19 protein-coding genes are annotated in these 20,443 nt (G+C 56.9%); 9 read left to right on the top strand and 10 right to left on the bottom strand.

What is annotated here, in order from left to right; genetic code table 11:
• Nucleotides 1–75: 75 nt before the first annotated feature.
• From GEI7407_RS02185 to GEI7407_RS02175, 3 genes are all read right to left on the bottom strand, one after another.
• Entirely contained in the window at nt 76–897 is an 822-nt protein-coding gene (locus GEI7407_RS02185; RefSeq protein ID WP_015170489.1) for a tetratricopeptide repeat protein, read from the bottom strand.
• Nucleotides 898–1,260: 363 nt separating this feature from the next.
• Entirely contained in the window at nt 1,261–2,715 is a 1,455-nt protein-coding gene (dacB, locus tag GEI7407_RS02180; RefSeq protein WP_223294472.1) for a D-alanyl-D-alanine carboxypeptidase/D-alanyl-D-alanine-endopeptidase, read from the bottom strand.
• 16 nt (nt 2,716–2,731) lie between these two features.
• Complete coding sequence (locus GEI7407_RS02175) at nt 2,732–3,535, bottom strand: tetratricopeptide repeat protein (RefSeq protein WP_015170487.1); 804 nt, start codon at nt 3,533–3,535, stop codon at nt 2,732–2,734.
• A gap of 297 nt (nt 3,536–3,832) precedes the next feature.
• Here GEI7407_RS02175 and GEI7407_RS02170 point away from each other — a divergent pair, with 297 nt between their 5' ends.
• Both GEI7407_RS02170 and GEI7407_RS02165 read left to right on the top strand, forming a co-directional pair.
• Entirely contained in the window at nt 3,833–4,042 is a 210-nt protein-coding gene (locus GEI7407_RS02170; RefSeq protein WP_015170486.1) for a hypothetical protein, read from the top strand.
• Between the two features lie 648 nt (nt 4,043–4,690).
• Nucleotides 4,691–4,963 carry a hypothetical protein gene (locus GEI7407_RS02165; RefSeq protein WP_015170485.1) on the top strand — a complete coding sequence of 91 codons (273 nt, stop codon included), beginning with the start codon at nt 4,691–4,693 and terminating at the stop codon, nt 4,961–4,963.
• 264 nt (nt 4,964–5,227) lie between these two features.
• On the opposite strand, the gene GEI7407_RS02160 is transcribed toward GEI7407_RS02165, so the two are convergent.
• From GEI7407_RS02160 to GEI7407_RS02135, 6 genes are all read right to left on the bottom strand, one after another.
• On the bottom strand, nt 5,228–6,004 hold the full coding sequence (locus GEI7407_RS02160) for a BMC domain-containing protein (RefSeq protein WP_041268238.1): 777 nt from the start codon (nt 6,002–6,004) through the stop codon (nt 5,228–5,230).
• A 151-nt stretch (nt 6,005–6,155) separates the two neighbouring features.
• Nucleotides 6,156–6,770, bottom strand: a complete 615-nt coding sequence (locus tag GEI7407_RS02155; protein WP_015170483.1) for a carbon dioxide concentrating mechanism protein — start codon at nt 6,768–6,770, stop codon at nt 6,156–6,158.
• A gap of 99 nt (nt 6,771–6,869) precedes the next feature.
• Nucleotides 6,870–8,546 (bottom strand): ribulose bisphosphate carboxylase small subunit, encoded by a 1,677-nt coding sequence (locus GEI7407_RS02150; RefSeq protein WP_015170482.1) that lies wholly within the window; start codon nt 8,544–8,546, stop codon nt 6,870–6,872.
• Between the two features lie 163 nt (nt 8,547–8,709).
• The gene (locus GEI7407_RS02145; protein ID WP_015170481.1) at nt 8,710–9,012 is read right to left on the bottom strand and encodes a EutN/CcmL family microcompartment protein; all 303 of its coding nucleotides are present in this window, start codon (nt 9,010–9,012) and stop codon (nt 8,710–8,712) included.
• 6 nt (nt 9,013–9,018) lie between these two features.
• Nucleotides 9,019–9,360, bottom strand: a complete 342-nt coding sequence (locus GEI7407_RS02140) for a carbon dioxide-concentrating mechanism protein CcmK (protein WP_015170480.1) — start codon at nt 9,358–9,360, stop codon at nt 9,019–9,021.
• Nucleotides 9,361–9,472: 112 nt separating this feature from the next.
• The gene (locus tag GEI7407_RS02135) at nt 9,473–9,781 is read right to left on the bottom strand and encodes a carbon dioxide-concentrating mechanism protein CcmK (RefSeq protein ID WP_015170479.1); all 309 of its coding nucleotides are present in this window, start codon (nt 9,779–9,781) and stop codon (nt 9,473–9,475) included.
• 869 nt (nt 9,782–10,650) lie between these two features.
• On the opposite strand from GEI7407_RS02135, the gene GEI7407_RS02130 reads away from it, so the two are divergent.
• The 4 genes from GEI7407_RS02130 to GEI7407_RS02115 all read left to right on the top strand — a co-directional run bounded on the left by GEI7407_RS02130 (nt 10,651) and on the right by GEI7407_RS02115 (nt 17,047).
• Nucleotides 10,651–12,498, top strand: a complete 1,848-nt coding sequence (locus tag GEI7407_RS02130; RefSeq protein WP_015170478.1) for an NAD(P)H-quinone oxidoreductase subunit F — start codon at nt 10,651–10,653, stop codon at nt 12,496–12,498.
• Between the two features lie 125 nt (nt 12,499–12,623).
• Nucleotides 12,624–14,177: an NADH-quinone oxidoreductase subunit M gene (locus GEI7407_RS02125; protein ID WP_015170477.1), complete on the top strand. Its 1,554-nt coding sequence runs from the start codon at nt 12,624–12,626 to the stop codon at nt 14,175–14,177.
• Between the two features lie 47 nt (nt 14,178–14,224).
• On the top strand, nt 14,225–15,355 hold the full coding sequence (locus GEI7407_RS02120; protein WP_015170476.1) for a CO2 hydration protein: 1,131 nt from the start codon (nt 14,225–14,227) through the stop codon (nt 15,353–15,355).
• A 753-nt stretch (nt 15,356–16,108) separates the two neighbouring features.
• Nucleotides 16,109–17,047 carry a LysR family transcriptional regulator gene (locus GEI7407_RS02115; RefSeq protein ID WP_041268618.1) on the top strand — a complete coding sequence of 313 codons (939 nt, stop codon included), beginning with the start codon at nt 16,109–16,111 and terminating at the stop codon, nt 17,045–17,047.
• A 70-nt stretch (nt 17,048–17,117) separates the two neighbouring features.
• On the opposite strand, the gene GEI7407_RS02110 is transcribed toward GEI7407_RS02115, so the two are convergent.
• Nucleotides 17,118–17,672, bottom strand: a complete 555-nt coding sequence (locus tag GEI7407_RS02110) for a hypothetical protein (protein WP_223294471.1) — start codon at nt 17,670–17,672, stop codon at nt 17,118–17,120.
• Between the two features lie 149 nt (nt 17,673–17,821).
• On the opposite strand from GEI7407_RS02110, the gene GEI7407_RS02105 reads away from it, so the two are divergent.
• The 3 genes from GEI7407_RS02105 to leuB are packed head-to-tail and all read left to right on the top strand — an operon-like array spanning nt 17,822 to nt 20,419.
• Nucleotides 17,822–18,154 carry a DUF565 domain-containing protein gene (locus GEI7407_RS02105; protein WP_015170473.1) on the top strand — a complete coding sequence of 111 codons (333 nt, stop codon included), beginning with the start codon at nt 17,822–17,824 and terminating at the stop codon, nt 18,152–18,154.
• Between the two features lie 2 nt (nt 18,155–18,156).
• Nucleotides 18,157–19,263 carry a glycerate kinase gene (locus GEI7407_RS02100; RefSeq protein WP_015170472.1) on the top strand — a complete coding sequence of 369 codons (1,107 nt, stop codon included), beginning with the start codon at nt 18,157–18,159 and terminating at the stop codon, nt 19,261–19,263.
• Between the two features lie 58 nt (nt 19,264–19,321).
• The gene (gene leuB, locus GEI7407_RS02095; RefSeq protein WP_015170471.1) at nt 19,322–20,419 is read left to right on the top strand and encodes a 3-isopropylmalate dehydrogenase; all 1,098 of its coding nucleotides are present in this window, start codon (nt 19,322–19,324) and stop codon (nt 20,417–20,419) included.
• Nucleotides 20,420–20,443: the final 24 nt, after the last annotated feature.

Genomic DNA, 20,443 nt, shown 5'->3' with positions numbered 1-20,443 from the left:
CCTAAGGCCATCGGGACCGACCGCCTCCGCCTCGTAGTGAGGGGGATTGGCTGCGCTTGCCGCTGGCTCACGACGCTAGAAGGGCTGCTCTTGCAGCAGCGCCACAAATCGCGCATCATGGCGCAGCCCATTGAAGCTGGGGTCTGTTTGGGCCATCACGCGGTGCAGGTTGGGGCTGAGCACCAAGGAGCGATAGAGATAGTCGATGGCTTCGTCGGTGCGGCCCAGGGAGGCACAACAGCAGGCCCGCCCATACCAGGCGTTGGGATTGCGGTCTTTGATCTTGAGCGAGCGGGTAAAGCCGTCAAAGGCTTCCTGGTAGCGATCGAGTTTGGCGAGGACCAAGCTGCGATAGTTCCAGGCGTAGTAGCAGTTGGGGTTAATGACCAGAGCGGTGTCAAAGCTGGCGATCGCCTCGTCGTAGCGGTTGAGGTTGGTTAAGGCAATGCCCCGGTGATACCAAGCCTTGTAGTTTTCAGGCCTCAGCTCCAGGGTCTTGTCAAAGCTCTCGATCGCGTCCGGATAGTTGCACAGGTGGGACAGCGCTTTGCCGTGGTTGTACCAAATCTTGGCGTCCTGAGGCTGGAACCTCAAGGCCCACTCAAAGCTTTTGATGGCGTCCTCGTATTCATTCATTTTGGCCAAGACAATGCCCTTGCCGTGCCAGGCCAGAACAAACTTGGGCTGAGCGCGAATGGCTTCATTGAAGCTGGCGATCGCTTCTGAGTAGCGACCCAGCTTTTCGAGGGCGTATCCCCGGTGGGTCCAGGCTTCATAATCACCAGGCTGGACCGCCAGGACTTTGTCGTACTTAGCGATCGCCCCCTCATAGCGGCCCAATCCGCTCAGTACCTGACCATGGCTGTACCACGTTTGGGAATGTTCACTTTGATCCATAGGGGCAGTGACGTCGATAGAAACGCAACGAGGAATTTTGGCGCACCCTGACCGGCTCAGCAAAGATTGCTGAGCAGTTTCGCGCTTGAAAGCTAGCAACTTCACCGACCCAATTCTTGCAGCCTGGGTGTCGAGCGTTGCCAACATTAGAAATGTAGGGGGCCGCAGGAGTCGCTGGATTGAGGGGAACAATCTCGGCTGACGAGCTGGCAATGGCTGAAGCCTTTGTAGCGCCCAGTGCGGGGCTTGACCACTGGTTTTGCGTTGCGTCAGTTTGTAGCCTACGTTGATTTTATGCTGGGTTGCGGTCCATTGACGACTGGTTGGCGCGTTTGAGCCCCAGAATCGCGGGGGCGATCGGCGTTAGCAGGCTTGCCGCTGACTCAAGAGACGCACGATTTGATCGATTTGAGCCGTGAGGTCGGCGTGACGCTGATCAGACTGATTGACCAAGATGCTGAAAACCAGGGTCTCATCGGCCCGCAGCAAGTAGCCCGACAGCGCTGAAACACCGGTTAGGGTGCCGGTTTTGGCTTGGACCTGGCCCTGGAGATCGGGGCTGAAGCGCTGGCGGAGGGTGCCTTCTTGACCGGCGATCGCCAAGGTTTCTCGATAGAGGTCGGCTTCGGGCGATCGCGCCAGGGCGGTCAACACGTCCACGAGGGCCGCTGGACTGACCAAGTTTTGGCGAGACAGGCCTGAGCCGTCGACGAGGGCGTAGCTTTCGGGATCGACCCCCAGCTCGCTGAGCGTGGACTCTAGAACCTCTAGGCCCGCTTCTAGGGTACTGGTTTCGGCCTCAGCATCTGTCACGGCGCCTAGGGTGCGCAGCAGGGCTTCGGCGTAGAGATTATCGCTAAAGCGGTTGGCTTCCTGGAGCAGGGCGACTAGAGGCGGTGACTGGAGGCGGGCGATCGCGCGTTCGCTGTCGGTCCGTGGCTGAGGGGCGATCGCCGCCTGTCGGACTTCAATGCCTTGATTCGTCAAACTCTGGCGAAAGCGCCGCAAAAAGTTTTCGGTCGGGCGCGTGACCGCCACCGCCACCGGCTCCGAGGGGGCGCCCACTTGCAGCTGGCCCGCCACCCGCACCACCGGGCGGTCAAAGTCTCGCCCCACCGACACCCACTCCGGTTCGGTAGCGGCTACGGTCTGAGAGCGATTTTCGACTTGCCAAGCCAGAGCATCCTGGGGAGAGTCCCACAGGACCTTGAGGGGCTGGCCAACGGCCTGGGGCACCAGGGTCAGGCCCAGGGCGTTCTGATTCACCATCAGGGGCGTTGCGGGTGCTCCATAGCCCGCCTGGACGTCTTCCCACTCCCAGGTGGCCGGCACGCTTTCGCCCCGCCAAAACTGGTCATCGAGCCAGAGCTGGTCAATGATTTGGATGCCCTGGGCCTTGAGCTGGGCTGCCAATGTTGCCAGCTCGGCGTCGGTCACGCTGGGGTCTCCCCGCCCCACCACGCGCAGGCGGACTGCGTCGGGCGTCGCCATCTCTTGATAGACGGTGGTCTCGATCTGAAACTGCGGTCCCAAGCGGCGCAGGGCGGCGGCTGTGACCAGCAGTTTGGCATTGGAGGCGGGGATGAAGAAGCGATCGGCTTCGCGGGCATAGAGGGTGACGGGGCGATCGCCTTCTGGAGGCAGCGATCGCACCAGCACGCCCCAGCGATCGCGGTTGGGCGGCACATCAATGACTGCGTCAATGGCAGCCTCTAGCTGAGCAGAACACAGGCCCGCCGCCGCTGGCTCCGCCACGCCCACCAGCAAACCGATGGCGATCGCTATCCGCCACCCCAGTCCCCATCGCTTCATAGACATTCGCTCAAGATTTTCGCTAAGACGCCTGCAACTCCTGCAGCTTGTCGAGGGCACGCTGATAATTCTCGGGCTGCTGCTGACGCTGAAACAGATCAGCGGCTTTTTCCAAATCTGCGATCGCGCTGGGGCGATTCTCCATCAGCCCATGGACCACGCCTCGGCTGTAGTACGCGATCGCGTTTTCTGGATCAATCTCGATCGCCTGGGAAAAATCCTCGATCGCCCCTGCGAAATTTTCCAGGGCCAGCCGCACCCGACCGCGACTGTTGTAGGCCGACGTGTAGGCCGGACTCAGGCGAATGGCCTCGTCATAGTCCGCGATCGCCCGCTGATAGCGCTCCATCTCGTCGTAGACATTGCCCCGGTTGTAGTAGCTTGAGGCATCCTGTGGATCGAGGCGCAGCGCCGTTGTGAAGTCAGCGATCGCCCCCGGAGCGTCGCCGCGCGCCGCCCGCACCACGCCACGATTGTCGTAGGCATCTCCCAACCTGGGATTCAACAGCAGTGCCCGCGAAAAATCCTGCTCCGCACGGTCATAGCGGCCCAACTGCGCATAGGCCAAGCCCCGGTTGTAATAGGCCTCTGTGAACTCCGGCGCCAGACGAATCGCCTCCGACCAATCCGCGATCGCCGCCTCCGTCTTTCCCTCCTGGGCCAGATACATCCCCCGAACAAAAAACTCCCCCGGGCTCGGCTGCGACGTCGCGCCCCCAGTCTCTGCACCAATCACCGATACCGCCGCCGCATGAACACTCGCCGGTATTGCCATAGCCGTTACCAGCGCTCCAACCACGGCACCCAAAATGCTCAAGCGAGACATGAATTAACCTCAGACCTACAAATTACCCAACAGGGTAACACCTTCCCCCCAACAGGCATGGAACCGCAATTTTACTCTTGACAAATTAACAAAAGCTTTAATTAAGAGTCACCCAAATGGATAAACCCACAGGGTGAGGGCAACTACAGGACCAACTTCATAGAATCTTTACAGAAGGCTAGAAATTCTCAGTTCACATCCGGCGACACCGCTGCATTCCCAGCGCGATCGCCCTTTGCCCCCTTCACGCACCCTGCTCTCCACTCACCTGAAACTACTCACACGAGGCGTTTTATCATGGCGCATCAGTCCTCTGCGGTCATTGCAGACGCCGCAGTTTCTCAAATCACTCACCGCATTCTTGCTTCCGGTAAAATCACCCGCGCTGACCAGAAGTCTCTTCAAAAAATCACGCTCATGAATACCGCCTTGAGCAATGAAAGTGAACAGCGAATTCAAACCCTCTTCGATCGCCTACAGATGGGCCTGATCAAAGTAGTTGAGTAAGCACTTGTACTGCCACAGGTCGGCTTTAATCTCTGACACCAACCACTCAAATTTCCACCGAAAGCTGTTTTTAGGTTTCAAATGCCTAAAAACAGCTTTTTTAGACTAGAATTACGCTCTGTTTTAGGTTTTGCCAACTGATAATCAGATTCTTAGCAAAAAGCATTGATTTTTCAACGCTTTTTGTTGATTTTCTACAGCTGTCAGCCTCTAGAGCAAACGCTTCTAGCAAACCAGCACCAGCCCTTAGGTCACCGATTTCACGGTTACAAAAAGCCAGAATCACCAAGAAGTGAATAGGCTTTCGGCTCTTTTTTCAAAGCTTTGAACAGCTGCGATTAGCGACACTCGCTTTTATCAAGCAGCGTGAACTTGTACGAATATTGTTCTCACAAAATTATCTTATAGCGCTCAAAATTACGAGAATTGAAAACCGCTTTTGACTTCCTTCAAAATCGATTAAATTAAAGGCCAATTAATCCAATCAGTTTTTGCATTTCTGCTAGTTCATCTCTGCATCCTGGATGGACTTTGCCCTCTCGCCACCAGCGAATCCGCGCTTCGACACAGCTGATTGGCCTGTCTGGATGCTCCGGGGCGATCGCCCCTTGCCCTCACTAATCTTTCAGCCACAGTGCCCCACATCCTATGGACGGGCTTCCTAATCGCGACGAACTAACTAGCGAATTTTGCCGGGAGCGATCGGTTCGCCGCACGGCACGCGTCCTTCAGATCAAGCGCGATCGCCTCCGCGACGAGCTTTGTCACATGCTCAGCAGCATGGCTTTTTTCACCTACTCTCGGGACTTTCCCCCCGGCAACGGGGAGCTCTCGCGAGACATCGTTGAAGAAGCTCTCGCGCGTCTGGGAGATGACGCCTTCGCGCAGTGGATTGAAGAACTCATTCACAATCGCAGGTAACAAACCCCCAGCCTGACCCTGCTGCTGCCGCTCAGCCTCACTGCACCTGAGGGGCAGCAGCTAAACTTTAGCCAAAGCAGCAGAAGCCTCACGCCATCATCTTTGATTTGGCGTTGAGATGAATGCGAGCGAGCGAACGACACTCCTCTGACCTATGCGATTCTGGCTCGGGCTTCCCTGCGCTGACCGTGCGTGATCAAGCCGCGCGATCGCCTGATCCTCGAAATCAGCTGCCAATAAGTGTCCCAAATCCTCCAGAGACGCTCAGCTCTCAGGTGGCTCAATCGTCTCTTTTTCTAGTTCTTGCAAATTCGGCAGCGCCTTCACTTCAGGCAGCTCTGCCATCACCACTTCTCGCTTCTCTAGGGCCAAAGGAATCTCAAGGGGCTTCGGTAGGGCCTCCAGCAAGACCGCCGCAATGGGGAGTGACTGCTCCATATCGTCCAGCGGCCGCGGAATCACCATCACCGCATTGAGCTCGCCAATTCGCTCTGCCTCGTGCATTCCAGCCTGGACCGCCACGGCCACATTCGCCACCGAGCCCCGAATAATCGCCGTGCAGAGCCCATTTCCGATGGTCTCATAGGCAGTCAGCTGCACATCCGCCGACTTCAGCATCGCATCGGCAGCCCCCACCAAAGCCGGAAAACCACGAGTTTCTAGCAGGCCTAGGGCCTGATCGCGCCAGGGGCTTTTGACCCCATCAGCCAGATAAGCCATGCGCTGACTAATCGGAAAAATCGCCTCTAAGTTAGGTAGGGGCCTTGGAATAATAACCTTGTCAACAAACTGACCAAACTGCTCTGCCGTCTCCACGCCAGAGGCGACAGCAATCTGCACATCCGAAATATTGCCGCGAATAATGGCTGTGCAATAGCCACCGCCCACTTTTTCAAATCCGATGAGGGAAACGCCAGCAGATTTCAGCATCATGTCAGCCGTTCCGATGATGGCCGGAAAGCTGCGGGTTGAAACCATGCCAATGGCGCTGCCTTTGAGGCCGCGATCGCGATTTTGAGTAGCCGAGCGAAGAAACTTCATGGATTGATTGGGGAGGGCTGGTGCGCTGGTTCGTAGCTCCATCTTCATACATTCCCCACTGTTTACGACGAATTTGGAGAAACAGCCCTCTCTCTAATCTACAAAAGCGCTTTCAGCTACGCTAGGCGACTTTCACATCAGCTCTCAGGAGTTATGTCCAGGGGTCAGCCGGCGGATTCATGGATTGATTGTAGGGAAACAGCTTGCCCAACAGGCGATCGAGCTGTTCTTGGCCCGGAATTTTGGGTAAAGCGTCATTTTCACCAGGCTTCACCAAGGCTGAGCTCTCTGAAGTTGGCTGCGGCTCGGGGGATTCTGGCTCAGACGACGAAGGTTCAGCAGCCTCAACGGTTGGTGAAGCAGGCTCTTCTACAACCCGCTCTTGGGAAGAGGCTGGCGGCTGATTTTTGAGCGAACGGCCGGCATTTCCCAAAAAAGTGCCTGGAGAAACGAGCTGGGATGCCGGAATCGACGTATTGAACAGCGTCGTAACCGCCCCCACGCAAGCATTGTCTCCAATGACGCAATCCCCCACTACCAGGGCTCCAGCACCCAAATTGACTCCTGTCCGGATCTCGATATTGCCCTGGTGAGCGTGAACCACAGCCCCCATGCCAATACAAGCACCGGCAGAAACGACAATTCGACATCCCGGATCTGCTTGCAAAATCGCTCCTGAGCCGATGATTGCGCTTTCGTGAATCCGAACATCTCCACTGATATAGATGTCAGCGCTAATAACAGGCTGGAGTGATGGCAAATTCATTGAAATTGTTAACCTCCTCAGCTAGGTCGAGGACCTAGCGGGTCAGGGTCTTCTAGGAGAGCAACGTTTGCTCTCCTAGAAAAACCGCTGGTCTCCAGCCTACTGGCCGGGCCGTTGGATGAGCGTTTCGGCCACGCGGCGCTTGGCCTTCGGATCGATGCCGATTAGGCGCACATACTCACCCGGGTGATCCGCTACGCAGCGCTCGAGGATTCCCACCACCGTTTGAAGCTGGGTGGAGTCGATCGCCGGGCAGCTGTGCCAAGACGAGGTCCGGTAGCGGCGGGCATCAGCGTGCTCAACACCAATGCGGCAGCCCTGAGCGAGGAGCTGACGCAGTTGGTCGACAATCTCCGGCGCAAGGCGGCCGCTTGTAGCCGAACTGTTGCTCGACGAAGAATAGCTCGGCGCAGAAGGAGCAGAGTAAGAGGAGGAACCGGCACCCGAGGCAACGTTGGCAGATTCGCCAGGACGCTGGATCGTCACTTCGACAACGCGGCGCTTGGCGGCGGAGTCGATGCCCACCAGGCGGACATACTCGTTGCGGTGCTCAGCCAGGAAGCTTTGCACAACGGCGATCACTTCAGAGGCTTGGCTAGTCTGCATCAGCGGACCGCTCCGCCAAGAGGATGTCTTGAAGCGGCGCTCATCAGCGTGCTCGAGGCTCACGCGGCAGCCCTGAGCCACTAGTTGGCGCACCAGATCCGCCACATCGGCATTGGCCGACGGAGCTACGGCAGCGCCACGGCTAGCAGCCGCACCATTACCATTCCCACCGCTGTAAGAAGAAGTCGTCGTCGGGCGAGAAGCTTGGCCCGAGCGATCGCCAGGGCGCTGAATAATGCTCTCTAGGACTCGGCGCTTGCTTCGGGTATCAATCCCAATTAAGCGAACATACTCACCCTCATGCTCTCGCAAACAAGCCTCAAGCGCACCAACCACTTCCGACTCGCGGCTAGACTGAATCGGCGCGCAGCTGTGCCAAGAGCTCGTTTGGAAGCGACGCGTATCAGCATGCTCCGTGCCAACGCGGTATCCGCTGTTTAGCAGATGACGCACCTGATCCAAGGTTTCCGAACTCAACTGTGTGCTTTGCATCTGACCACTTAACCTGCTAAAACCGTTTACTCCATCCGTTTCTTTGGTTTTCGGCGCTTCATTCCGAATTCCAGCGATACAAACGCTATCCTCAGCACACTGATATCCGGAACGCAGCGCCTCATTGATGCCCACCACATGACGGGCAAACTCTCGGTCCTCATCTTGCACATCGGGCAGCCGATCTGCCTGCTGCTGACTGGTAATCACCGCCCCCGAAGGCACGTACTTACCCGGTGGAATTTCCACATCCTGAATCAGCGCATGCATCATCACAATGCAGCCCTTGCCAACCCGTGCATTGAATACGGTCGAGCGAAACCCAATGAAACAGTCATCGCCGATGTACGCAGGACCGTGAATCAGTGCTTTATGGGTAATCGAAGCATTACTGCCAATCCAAACCGAGTACGGTTCTTGGTCATCTCCTAGAACCCGACCCTGCTCGAGGCCGTGGACCACCACACCATCTTGAATGTTGGTATTCGCACCAATGAAGAAAGGGCTTCCCTCATCCGCACGAATAGAGGTCCCGGGTGCAACTAGCACGTTGGGACCTACGCGGACATCCCCAATGATGTTGGAGAAGGCATGCACATAAGCCGTGTCATGAACCTGAGGCTCGGCTAAGTCTTGAGACCATGGAGTGGGAGGGGCAGCAAAGCTGTGGACTGCCATGACAAAAACTACCTCTTAACTGCAACGGTAATGGCTTGCTGCCAGCGATCGCACGCCGCTAACACTCCGGAACTAGCGACAAAACAAAAGTCCGAGGGCAAAATACTCCCAGACTTAAGCTATGCGGAACTCGCACTGGCTAGCCGCATCACAACAGGAGCCCTTACCGATATTGGGCCTTCTTGCTATAGAGGAGGGAATTTTCGATGCTCACCGTGTCGATAATTCCAACCACCAGAGCATCAAGAGGACGTTTGTCCATACCGTCTGGTTGACGAGCAGCGCTGCCACGCGTGACTAGCACCCACTCATCAACACCAGCGCCGACACAATCAGCAGCGACTTCATAACCCGGCAGCGGCTGTCCCTCCTCGTCCAGCAGTTGCAGCAACAAGAACTTTGTCCCTTGCAAGCTTGGGTCTTTTTGAGTGCTGACGATCGTGCCTCGAACCCGTGCAATTTGCATGAGGTCTTATGGTCTGCCGATAGGACGAATACCGCTCACGCTCTCACGGAACTGGGAAACATCTTCGGTGTAGCGAATGGGGAGTACGTACTCCAGGTTCTCGTGGGGACGAGCGATAATGTGGGTCGAGAGCACCTGACCGCCGTTGACGCGCTTCACGTTCTCGATGCCAGCAGACACAGAAGCTTGCACTTCAGACACGTCACCGCGAACAATCACCGTCACGCGGCCGCTGCCGATTTTCTCGTAGCCCACCAGGGTCACGCGAGCGGCCTTCACCATCGCGTCAGCTGCTTCCACAACCGCAGGAAAGCCCAGCGTTTCAATCATTCCAACTGCGATAGACATAGTTGAGTCTCCAGGGAGTTTAGTGTAACCAGTTCGCTCGTAAATCCAGGCAAAGCGTCAGCGAACAAACAAAGTCCGCTGAAACGCTAACAGGAACTTATCTAAGCAATTCTCAGGTCCGGAACTGCTCTACTTCTTCGGTGTAGCGAATAGGCAGAACGTATTCCAGGTTCTCGTGGGGACGAGCAATGATGTGAGTAGAGAGCACTTCACCGCCGTTGACACGCTTAGCAGATTCAATACCAGCAGCCACAGAGGCTTGTACTTCAGACACATCGCCCCGGACAATCACTGTCACGCGGCCGCTGCCGATTTTCTCGTAGCCCACCAGGGTCACGCGAGCGGCCTTCACCATCGCGTCAGCTGCTTCCACAACCGCAGGGAATCCCTTCGTTTCAATCATTCCAACCGCAATCGGCATTGTTGCTAGTCTCCTGAAATTCTGAAACTGATTAAGTAATCAGTAAAATTATCAACGAAATTTTTTGGCAAAAATTCGACGGGATCTCCCACCATCCTCAGGCTATGGTAACGATCCCGAAGCCTGAGTCTAAGCATAGGGCGAAGGCGTTTACTCTGACAATATAAGCCATAATGATAATTTTCAATAAGAGGTATTAACAAAACTTGATCGCCTAGCTAATGAGCGCTCACTGAACGACAGCACAAGCTTTTGAGGGCATTCAGATACTTTTGAGGCTCTGATTTTAGCTTATTTTCTTGACGTTAATTCCTTCAATCACACTGGCAAAGAGACAATTTTTTGGAGGTCGTATTTTTGAATTTCCTATCATAAGATGTCACCTGTGGCGATCTGTCCTTCAGTGAAGAGCGATCGCTTTTGAGATGTCTTTGCTGATGGGTTCAAAGAGGCCTCTAAGTCAATCAGCCTGTTTAGGCTCTTTATCACAATTTCGAGACGTTTTAGAACTAATTTCGAGATTAAATAGATTACGTTCTCAGACGCACATTGAGGAGTTTCGTGCGTAATTTTACTCTCCAGTGAGAATAGTCAAGGATTGCAAAAGTGCTCTGGGCACGTCTGCCTGGCAGTTCGGCAATATCTTATGGGTGACATAAGAAAGGTCTATCAACCCTGCCACAGGCTAGATGCCTTTCCGAGAAGAGGACTGTTAAAATAGCATCTAAATAAAAAATTAATTCTATTAGTGGCTTGAAAATATCTTTTTTGGGCGTCTGCTGTTCAATTTGGGGGCTTGGGCTGCGCTGTAGTCTGAGCTGGTTTTCAAGGCAGCCATTTCCTGATTTGCAGTCTTACCGGCAACTTTCATGACCGAGTTTCTCCTCCAATCTAGTTGGTGGATACCCCTTTATGGCCTCTTTGGCGCGCTTCTAACACTGCCCTGGTCTACGGGCATTATTCGTCGAACAGGACCTCGACCTGCAGCTTACCTCAACCTATTGATGACAGTTTTGTCACTAGGTCATGGGCTAGTAGTTTTTCGGGCGGTTTGGCAGCAACCTGCTCGGCAGGTGATGTTCCACTGGGTTCAGGTGGCCGACTTGGATCTCTCGTTTGCGCTGGAGCTCTCTTCGATCAGCGCTGGAGCGATCGTACTGGCGACGGGCTTGAGCTTTCTGGCTCAGGTTTTTGCTTTGGGATACCTAGAAAAAGACTGGGCGATCGCCCGGTTTTATGGACTGATGGGGTTCTTTGAGGCGGCCATGACAGGCCTTGTCCTTAGCGACTCTCTCCTTCTCAGCTACGGTCTTCTAGAAATCCTGACCCTTTCGACCTATCTGCTGGTGGGCTTCTGGTATGCCCAGCCTCTGGTAGTTACAGCGGCTCGAGACGCCTTCTTAACCAAGCGTGTGGGCGATATCCTGCTGCTGATGGCAGTGGTGTCTCTCGCAACTATCACGGGGAGCATCAACTTTTCGGACTACGAGCAGTGGGCTCAGACGGCCAGCTTGGCGCCTTTGCCAGCGACCCTGCTAGGGCTGGCTTTGATTGCGGGCCCGGCGGGCAAGTGTGCCCAGTTTCCGCTGCACCTGTGGCTGGACGAGGCGATGGAAGGCCCTAACCCAGCCTCGATTTTGCGAAATTCCCTGGTTGTCAGCTGCGGTGCTTACGTGCTGATCAAGCTGCAGCCGGTGATTGCTATTTTGCCAGCGGCCCAAAATACTTTGATTGTGATGGGCGGAATGACGGCGATCGGGGCTTCTTTGGTGGCGATCGCCCAGCTAGATATCAAGCGGTCATTTTCTCACTCCACCAGCGCCTACCTTGGCCTGGTGTTTATTGCTGTCGGGCTACAGCAGACTGACGTTGCCCTTCTACTTTTGCTGACCCACGGCATTGCCAAAGCGCTGCTGTTCATGGGGGTTGGCTCGGTCATCATGACCACCAACACCCAAAACATTACCGAGATGGGCGGCTTAGGCTCACGAATGCCCGTCACGGCCATGGCGTTTGGCGTTGGCACCCTAGGCATGATCGGCCTGCTGCCGCTGGGGAATTTTTGGTCCTTTCTGAGCTGGATGGATGGCTTGCAGGGGACTCCTTTTTGGCTGACGGGCATTTTGGTTGCCGTGAATGGCTTGACGGCGATGAACTTGGTCCGGGTTTGCAGTCGAGTCCTGCTGGGTCCTCCCCAGCCAAAGACCCGCCGCGCTCCGGAAGTGCCTTGGCCCATGGCAGTGCCTATGGTTTCGCTGATTATCATTGCGCTGCTGATTCCGGTCATGCTGAGCAGCTGGGGACTGCTGCCGAGCTGGCTGGATCTCAATCCGGTGGCGGTGGCTCTGCTGCTGAGCTCTAGTTTGGCAGGCTGTGGCGTGGGCGCCCTGATTTATCGACGCGCTCTGGTTTTGCCTACGGACTGGAAGCCTGCTCGCGATTTGCTAGCTTACGACTTCTACATCGATCGGCTTTACCGATTGACGGTGGTTTTGGGGGTCAGCATCTTTTCTCGGTTGACGGCCTGGATCGATCAGTATGTGGTTGATGGCGCAGTCAATCTGGTAGGCCTCGCGTCGCTTTTAAGCGGTGAGGGACTCAAATACAGCATTTCAGGGCGATCGCAGGCCTATGTTCTAACAATTCTCGTTGGAGTCGGTGCACTGGGGCTGTGGATGACTTGGCCGATGCTGGCCGTCTTGAACTTTGGCTGGTGAGGCAAGCCGTTCTGGGGGACCAGAGGGGCATGAAGGCTCACCGCAGTCTCAGACCTTGTTGAGGCGATCAGGCGCAGTGCTTTTGAAGCTAAAGCTGATGTATTTGGAAGGAGCCGTCACCGTTGATGCTTAGTGCCTTGATCTGGGTGCCTCTGATTGGCGCCGCTGTTATTGGCTTTTTGCCACCTTTCTCCAGCGCAAAGCTGGCTCGGCTCGGAACGCTGGCGATCGTCGTTAGCACCTTTCTCTGGTCGCTTTTTTTGGCGAGCCAGTTCAATGCAGGTGTGAGCGATTTGCAGTTTGTGGAGTATGTTCCATGGCTGGAGCGACTGGGCCTCACCTACTACCTAGGAGTTGACGGGCTTTCGCTGCCTTTGTTGCTGCTGAATGGCTTTCTGACGGCGATCGCCATCTACAGCAGCGATTCTGAAATTCGGCGACCCAAGCTCTACTACTCCCTGATTTTGCTCATCAATGCAGGGGTTGCAGGCGCCTTTTTGGCCCAAGACCTGCTGCTGTTTTTCCTGTTTTATGAGCTAGAGCTGATTCCGCTGTACCTCTTGATTGCCATCTGGGGCGGCGCACGGCGGGGCTATGCCGCCACCAAGTTCTTGATCTATACGGCTGTCTCCGGCATTTTGCTGCTGGCGACTTTCCTGGGCCTGGTAGGATTGAGCGGCGCGAGTACTTTCTCCTATGACCCCGTACAGGCTCAGGCGCTGCCTCTGGCGACCCAGATGATTCTGCTGGTAGCGCTGCTGATCGGCTTTGGTATCAAGATTCCTCTGGTGCCGTTTCACACTTGGCTACCGGATGCCCACGTGGAAGCCTCGACGCCGGTTTCGGTGCTGCTGGCTGGCGTGCTTCTAAAGCTGGGGACCTATGGCCTGCTGCGGTTTGGGCTAGGCCTTTTCCCAGATGCTTGGGCGGCGATCGCCCCGTGGCTGGCGACGTGGGCGGTGGTGAGCGTGCTGTATGGCGCCTTCGCTGCCATCACTCAGCAAGACATGAAAAAAATGGTGGCCTACAGCTCTGTCGCTCATATGGGCTACATTCTGCTGGCCGCCGCCGCCGCAACGCCCTTGAGCCTGGCAGGCGCGGTGAGCCAGATGGTCAGCCACGGCTTGATTTCCGGTTTGCTCTTCTTGCTGGTGGGGGTGGTCTACGCCAAAACAGGCACCCGCGACCTGCGAGAGCTCACCGGTTTGCTCAACCCAGAGCGCGGCTTGCCCCTGATTGGCAGTCTGATGATTTTGGGGGTGATGGCCAGCGCTGGCATTCCCGGCATGACAGGGTTTATTGCTGAATTTTTGATCTTCCGGGGCTGCTTCGCCAGTTTTCCTATCCAGACGCTGCTGTGCATGGTGGGTACGGGTCTGACGGCGGTGTATTTCCTCAATTTGGTCAACCGCGCCTTCTTTAGTCGACTGTCTCCCAAGGTGATCGACCTGCCCCGCGTGCGCTGGGGTGAGCGGATGCCAGCGATCGCTCTGGCCGTCATCATCGTGATCTTTGGTGTTCAGCCTCGCTGGATGGTGCTCTGGAGCGAAGCGGTTACTACCGCCATGAGCCTTCCGAGCGCCACTGTTCAGACGGTTGAGGAGAAGACGGGCAGTCCACCAGCGCTGACCGCTGGTATTGAGAGCACGCTCCTAGCAGTGCGATCGCCCCATCTCTAACCTCCAGGCTTGTGCTGTTGTTCTGCTAGTACCGAGGGACTCCCATCATGGTCACCCTTCAAACGCCCATTTCTTCCCCTTACGCCCCTTATATCGAGCGCCTCGAAGCTGGAGAAGCGCTGCTTCCCCACAGCCCCACTAACCTCTTGGAAGTTGTGGGCATTCTGAAGAGCTACGGCGTCGTGCTGGATGCCTATTCCAACAACCTCATCTTTGTTGGCGAAAACACCTTCCTCAATCCTTTTCCCTTCTTCAAGTATTTCAACGGCAAAGTCTCGCTCAAGCAGCTTCTGCGCCACTGGTGGCACGATCGCATCAACTATGAGTACGCCGAGTACTGCGTTCGCACCATGCTCTGGCACGGTGGCGGCGGTCTGGATACCTTTGTGGACTCGCCGGAGTTTGCCGAGCGCACCCGCGTCGCTATGCAGCGCCACCTCCGCAGCAATCCCCTCAGCAAGGCCCTCGACGCGCTCTTTCCAAAGTTTTTCCTAGAGCAGGCCAAGATGCTGGCCTACTACAGCGCTCTGGGCCAGTTTTGGCGGATCATGAGCGACATGTTTATTGATCTGTCGGATCAGTTCGATCGCGGCAAGATCAAAGACATTCCGGATGTTGTCACGCTGATCCAAGACGCCCTTGTTGCTAACGCCAGCGTTCCCATCACCTATCGAGTCCACGTAGATGGCCAAACCCACGAGCTGATTCCCGAATCAGCCGGCCTCACGTTCTTGATGGACACGGCGGTTCCCTATGTCGAGAGCGTTTTCTTCCGGGGCACGCCCTTTATGGGAGTCATCTCCTACAACGCTCAAGCGCACCAGATTCCCAATCAGCAAGAAGATTTCGGCTATGGCGCGCTCTATGCTGACCCGCTGCCTTCTGGGGGCGCTGGCATTCCACCGACGCTGCTGATGCAGGATATGCGGCACTTTTTGCCGGATTATCTACACGAGATTTATCTCAAGTCTCACCGCGGCGAGGATGACCTGCTGGTGAAGATCTGCCAGAGCTTCCAGAAATCGATGTTCTGCGTAACGACAGCCGCGATTCGCGGCCTAGCCCCTTTTCCTCTAGAGACTGGCAATCCAGATGAGCAGTCCCAGAATCGGGCATACCTGACCGGCTGGCTGACGCGCTTGGTCGACTCTCGACTGACGACCGTCAATCCCGTCTAGACAAGAGCATAGATTAAGGGTTTTCAAGGGCCGTGGCGATCGCCACGGCCTTTTGGTTGTGCTGAGGAAATGACAAAAAAATCGTGCTGCTTCCGAAAATCGGATTGCAGCACGCTGGAGACTCATGAGGTTAACGGCTGTGTTTGGAGGACCCGTGACGGGTTCGACCTACTGCAGTAGGCCGAACTCGCTGGATCATTAGGTGTGCCAAGTTTGCGTAGGAAGGAAACGATTTTCGAGCGAGAGAAGAGTCATTGCACAGTGAGAGGAGGAAACCAGCGGTAATTGCGTTTGAGGGCTTGGGAGGGTGCGATCGCCTTTTGCTTTTGGGGCAGTGGCCTTCAACAGATTCCTGACCGTGCCTGAGGTTCGGAAGATCTAGAAGGCAAAGATCGAACCATCCAAAGTCTGCAAACAGCTCTACTGTGCAATGCTTTTTCGGGTAGTCTTACGCTCTGATAGAATCTTATCTCAAAGTTGCATCACCTAGAATCAATGTCTTGGATAATGATGATAGACTTAGTTCTATAAAGATTGGGGCGATCGCCCTTCCAGATTCAGACCTGTTGAAGAATTAGGGCCAGCTGCCACCGCTGTTTTCCATTGTCACCCTGACTTCTGTGGAACCCATAAAGATGCTGCGATCGCCTCCCGTCTCCCCCCTGTTCGAGACTATTCGCCATCCATTCCGCATGAGATGGCACATGCTTTCTTATTCACCAGCTTTGGGATACTGCCGTGGGTACTGACGCACTGAAACAAGCAACCCTTCACCAACTACGCGTGTTTGAAGCCGCAGCTCGCCATGGCAGCTTTACTCGGGCCGCTGAGGAGCTTTTTTTGACCCAGCCGACGGTTTCTATGCAGATGAAGCAGCTCGCCAAAACGGTTGGGATGCCGCTGTTTGAGCAAGTGGGCAAGCGTCTCTATCTGACCGATGCGGGCCACGAACTAGCAGCTGTTTGTCGAGAAATTTTTGAGCGGCTGACCCAGTTCGAGATGACGATCGCCGACATGCAGGGGGTCAAAAAAGGCCAGCTGCGTCTCGCGGTGATTACCACAGCCAAATACTTTGTGCCGAGGATGCTGGGGCCGTTTTGTCGCCGCTATCCGGGGGTGGACATCGCCCTTGAGGTGACCAACCACAAGTACCTGCTGGAGCGGATGAGCGAGAACCTCGACGATCTCTACATCATGAGTCAGCCGCCAGAGGATATGGACATCACCTGCCAGCCGTTTCTCGAAAATCCGCTGGTGGTCTTGGCTTCAGCGGATCATCCCCTGGCCCACGAGCGATCGATTCCTTTGGAGCGTCTACAAGACGAGCCTTTCATCATGCGGGAGGCGGGCTCCGGAACCCGCGAGGTCATCGAGGAGCTGTTCAGCCAGAACGGTATGTCGATGAAGGTGCGCCTAGAGCTCGGCAGCAATGAAGCGATCAAGCAGGCGATCGCCGGTGGCCTGGGAATTTCTATTCTCTCCCGCCACACCCTCGCCCTCGTGGGCGCGACCAACCAGCTGGTCACCCTCGATGTGGAAGGCTTTCCGATTCGCCGCAACTGGCACGTGCTCTATCCTTCGGGCAAGCAGCTCTCCGTTGTGGCTCGCACCTTTTTGGAGTATCTGCAAACCGAAGGCAAGCAAATTGCCCAGGAAACCCTGAGCAATCGAGTCTTTGAGCCGATCGCCTAAAGCGTATTCCCAGGGCTGATGGGGCGAGGGTCTTTCGGTGATCCCGTGAGGGCCAGCCTCACGCCTCCCGTCAGGGAGCAATCACCAGGCGCCATTCCGAGCGATCGGCGTCCCACTGGGGCTGCGATGTTTCGCCCACCACATAAGGCCCCCAATAGCGCCGAGAGCCGTCCTGGGCAAAGGCCACCACCACATCCCCTTTTTGCAGCTGTAGGGAGGTCGTCGGCAAGGACAAAATCAGCCCCTTGCTGCTGCCTTCTTGGGGTACAAAATCCCAGTGCACCGGTTCAGGCGAGGCTGTCGCTCCTTGACGAGACAGCAGGGCTAGGCGGATCGGGTGCTCGGTGCGGTTGCTGACGCGGAAGTTGCCGGCGATCGCCCCGGAGGGTGCTGCCGCTGGGCTCGCTGCCGGAGAAGCCGCCACTGAAGGCTTGGGAGACGCGGGCACGGGAGAAGAGCGATCGCGCTCCCCCGAAGCTCCGGGCTCTGGCATCACCGGCGCCTCCAGCGATTCATCCGCCGGGCCCACCCACACATCAACCTCAAACCGCCGCAGGGCCAGTCCTGCCACCCCCACCACTAGGGCTAGGCCCAAGCCAATCATTGCCGCAGGGTATACTTTCAATGTCATTTCCCGACCCCGTTCACCCCGCATTTTGTGTATCCCAACCTGCTATCACCACCATACTAATATCAAGACTTGCGCGTTGTAGCGGGCGCGGGGGGTCGCTTTGAGCAAAGGTTATCATCGGGGCCAACATCCCCTGAGAAGCAATGCAGAATACTCGCCTCAGTAGCCTCATCGATGTCCTACTGGCGCAGCTTCGGCGCTGGTTGCTAAACCCTTGGCGACGGGTTTCTTTGGTTGTGATTAGCCTGTTGTTTGGCTTTTTCACCGGAAACGCTTTATCAACCACAACAGGCCAGTCAGGAGACATCGATGTGCTGGTGGCGGCGATCACCGTTAGCTTGACCGAGGCCGTGAGCTGGTTTGTGTATGGGCGGCGGTGGGGAGAACGACAGCCGCTGCTCATCGACAGCCTCAATGCTTTCAAACTGGGTCTGATCTACAGTTTGTTTTTGGAAGCGTTCAAGCTGGGCTCCTGAGGATGGCGGGGCCGGACTTCAAGACGGTTCAAGGGATTTTGGCGCGCTGGGCAGCGGGGGAAAAACCAGCAGCGGCAGAGCAGAGGCTGCTAGAGACCGCGTGGCTTGCAGACGCCCCTCGGGCCAGGGCGTTTGGCCTTGAGCCAGGAAATATTCAGACGCGGGTGGAGCGCTACGGCGAGGTATGGGTGCGATCGCGCCTTGCGATCGCCGATCTCGCAGCCCAGCTCAATCTGGCAGCGCTGCCCCTAGAAACGCTGTGGTACCTGTGGATCCCCCTGGCCTGCCAATTGCAGTCACTGCGCCAAGGCTGCGATCGACCGGTGGTTCAGGGAATCCTAGGCGGGCAGGGCACCGGCAAAACAACCCTCGGGGCCGTGCTGACGCGGCTGCTAGCGGTGATGGGCGATCGCGCGGTCAGCTTGTCCCTAGACGATCTGTACAAGACCTACGCAGAGCGCCAAGCCCTCCAGCAGCAAGATCCCCGGCTGCGCTGGCGAGGCCCCCCAGGAACCCACGACGTCGCCCTGGGTTTGCGCACCTTAGACGCGCTCCGGGCGGGCCAGTTTCCGGTGGCGCTGCCCCGCTTTGACAAGTCCGCCTGCCAAGGGGCAGGCGATCGCGCTCAGCCTGAAAGCGTCGCTCAGGCCGACATTGTGCTGTTTGAAGGGTGGTTTGTCGGGGTGCGGCCCCTGGATTCTGGCAGCTTTGATCCAGCGCCCTTTCCCATCGAAACCGAGGCGGATCGCGCCTTTGCCCGCGCCATGAACGAGCGCCTGGGGGAGTACCTTCCGCTGTGGGAGCGGCTGGATCAGCTGATGGTGCTGCTGCCCCAGGACTATCGCTTCAGCGTGCAGTGGCGCCAAGAGGCCGAGCAGAAGATGAAGGCAGCAGGCAAAAGCGGCATGGACGACGCGGAAATTCAGGCGTTTGTCCACTATTTCTGGCGATCGCTGCATCCCGCCCTATTCTTGGAACCCCTAGCCGATCGGGCCGACCACGTGAACTGGATTGTCGAAATTGACGCCCACCACCGGCCCACCGCAGTCTATCGGCCGGGCGATCGCCCCCACATTTCCAGCGATTCCAATGCCCGGTATCATTATTAGTCTGCGCAAACAGGCCGCATACAACCCTTTTCAACCACCTTCTGTAAGCTGACACATCATGACCCAGACCTACCGCATCACCCTCCTTCCTGGCGACGGCATCGGCCCCGAAATCATGGCAGTCGCGGTAGATGTCCTGAAAGCCGTTGGTCGTCAGTTTGACCTCAGCTTCGAGTTTCAAGAAGCGCTGATCGGCGGCGCGGCCATCGACGCGACCAACAGCCCGCTGCCCGAGGAAACCCTCACCACCTGCCGCAACAGCGACGCGGTTCTGCTGGCGGCCATCGGCGGCTACAAGTGGGATACCCTGCCGCGATCGCAGCGTCCCGAGACCGGCCTGCTGGGGCTGCGCGCCGGACTGGGCCTGTTTGCCAACCTGCGGCCCGCCACCATCTTGCCTCAGCTCATTGACGCCTCCAGCCTCAAGCGCGAGGTCGTCGAGGGGGTCGACATTATGGTGGTGCGCGAGCTGACCGGCGGTATTTATTTTGGGCAGCCCCGGGGCGTCTTCACCATGGAATCGGGGGAAAAGCGGGGGGTCAACACCATGGCCTACACCGATTCTGAGATCGATCGCATTGGTCGGGTCGCCTTCGAGACCGCCCGCAAGCGCCAGGGCAAGCTCTGCTCGGTGGACAAGGCCAACGTGCTGGAAGTGTCCCAGCTTTGGCGCGATCGCATGACCGCCCTGGCCGAGCAGTATCCCGACGTTGAGCTGTCCCACCTGTACGTGGACAACGCCGCCATGCAGCTGCTGCGCTGGCCCAAGCAGTTTGACACCATCGTCACCGGCAACCTGTTTGGCGACATTCTTTCTGACGCCGCCGCCATGCTCACCGGCAGCATCGGCATGCTGCCCTCGGCCAGCCTCGGCGAATCGGGTCCGGGAGTCTTTGAGCCGGTACACGGCTCAGCGCCTGACATCGCGGGCCAAGACAAGGCCAATCCCCTGGCCCAGGTGCTCAGCGCCGCCATGATGCTGCGCTACGCCCTCGACCAGCCCGCCGCCGCTACCCGCATCGAGAAAGCGGTGGAGCGGGTCCTGGATCAGGGCGATCGCACCGGCGACATCATGTCCGAAGGCAAAAATCTCCTGGGCTGCCGCGCCATGGGCGACTCCCTCCTGACCGCCCTCGAAGCCCTGGCCCAGGGATAATCTCGGGCGGTTTTTCCGGCAAGT

The organism is Geitlerinema sp. PCC 7407, assembly GCF_000317045.1.
Lineage (GTDB): Bacteria > Cyanobacteriota > Cyanobacteriia > PCC-7407 > PCC-7407 > PCC-7407.
This window is presented reverse-complemented; position numbering and strand designations above follow the sequence as displayed.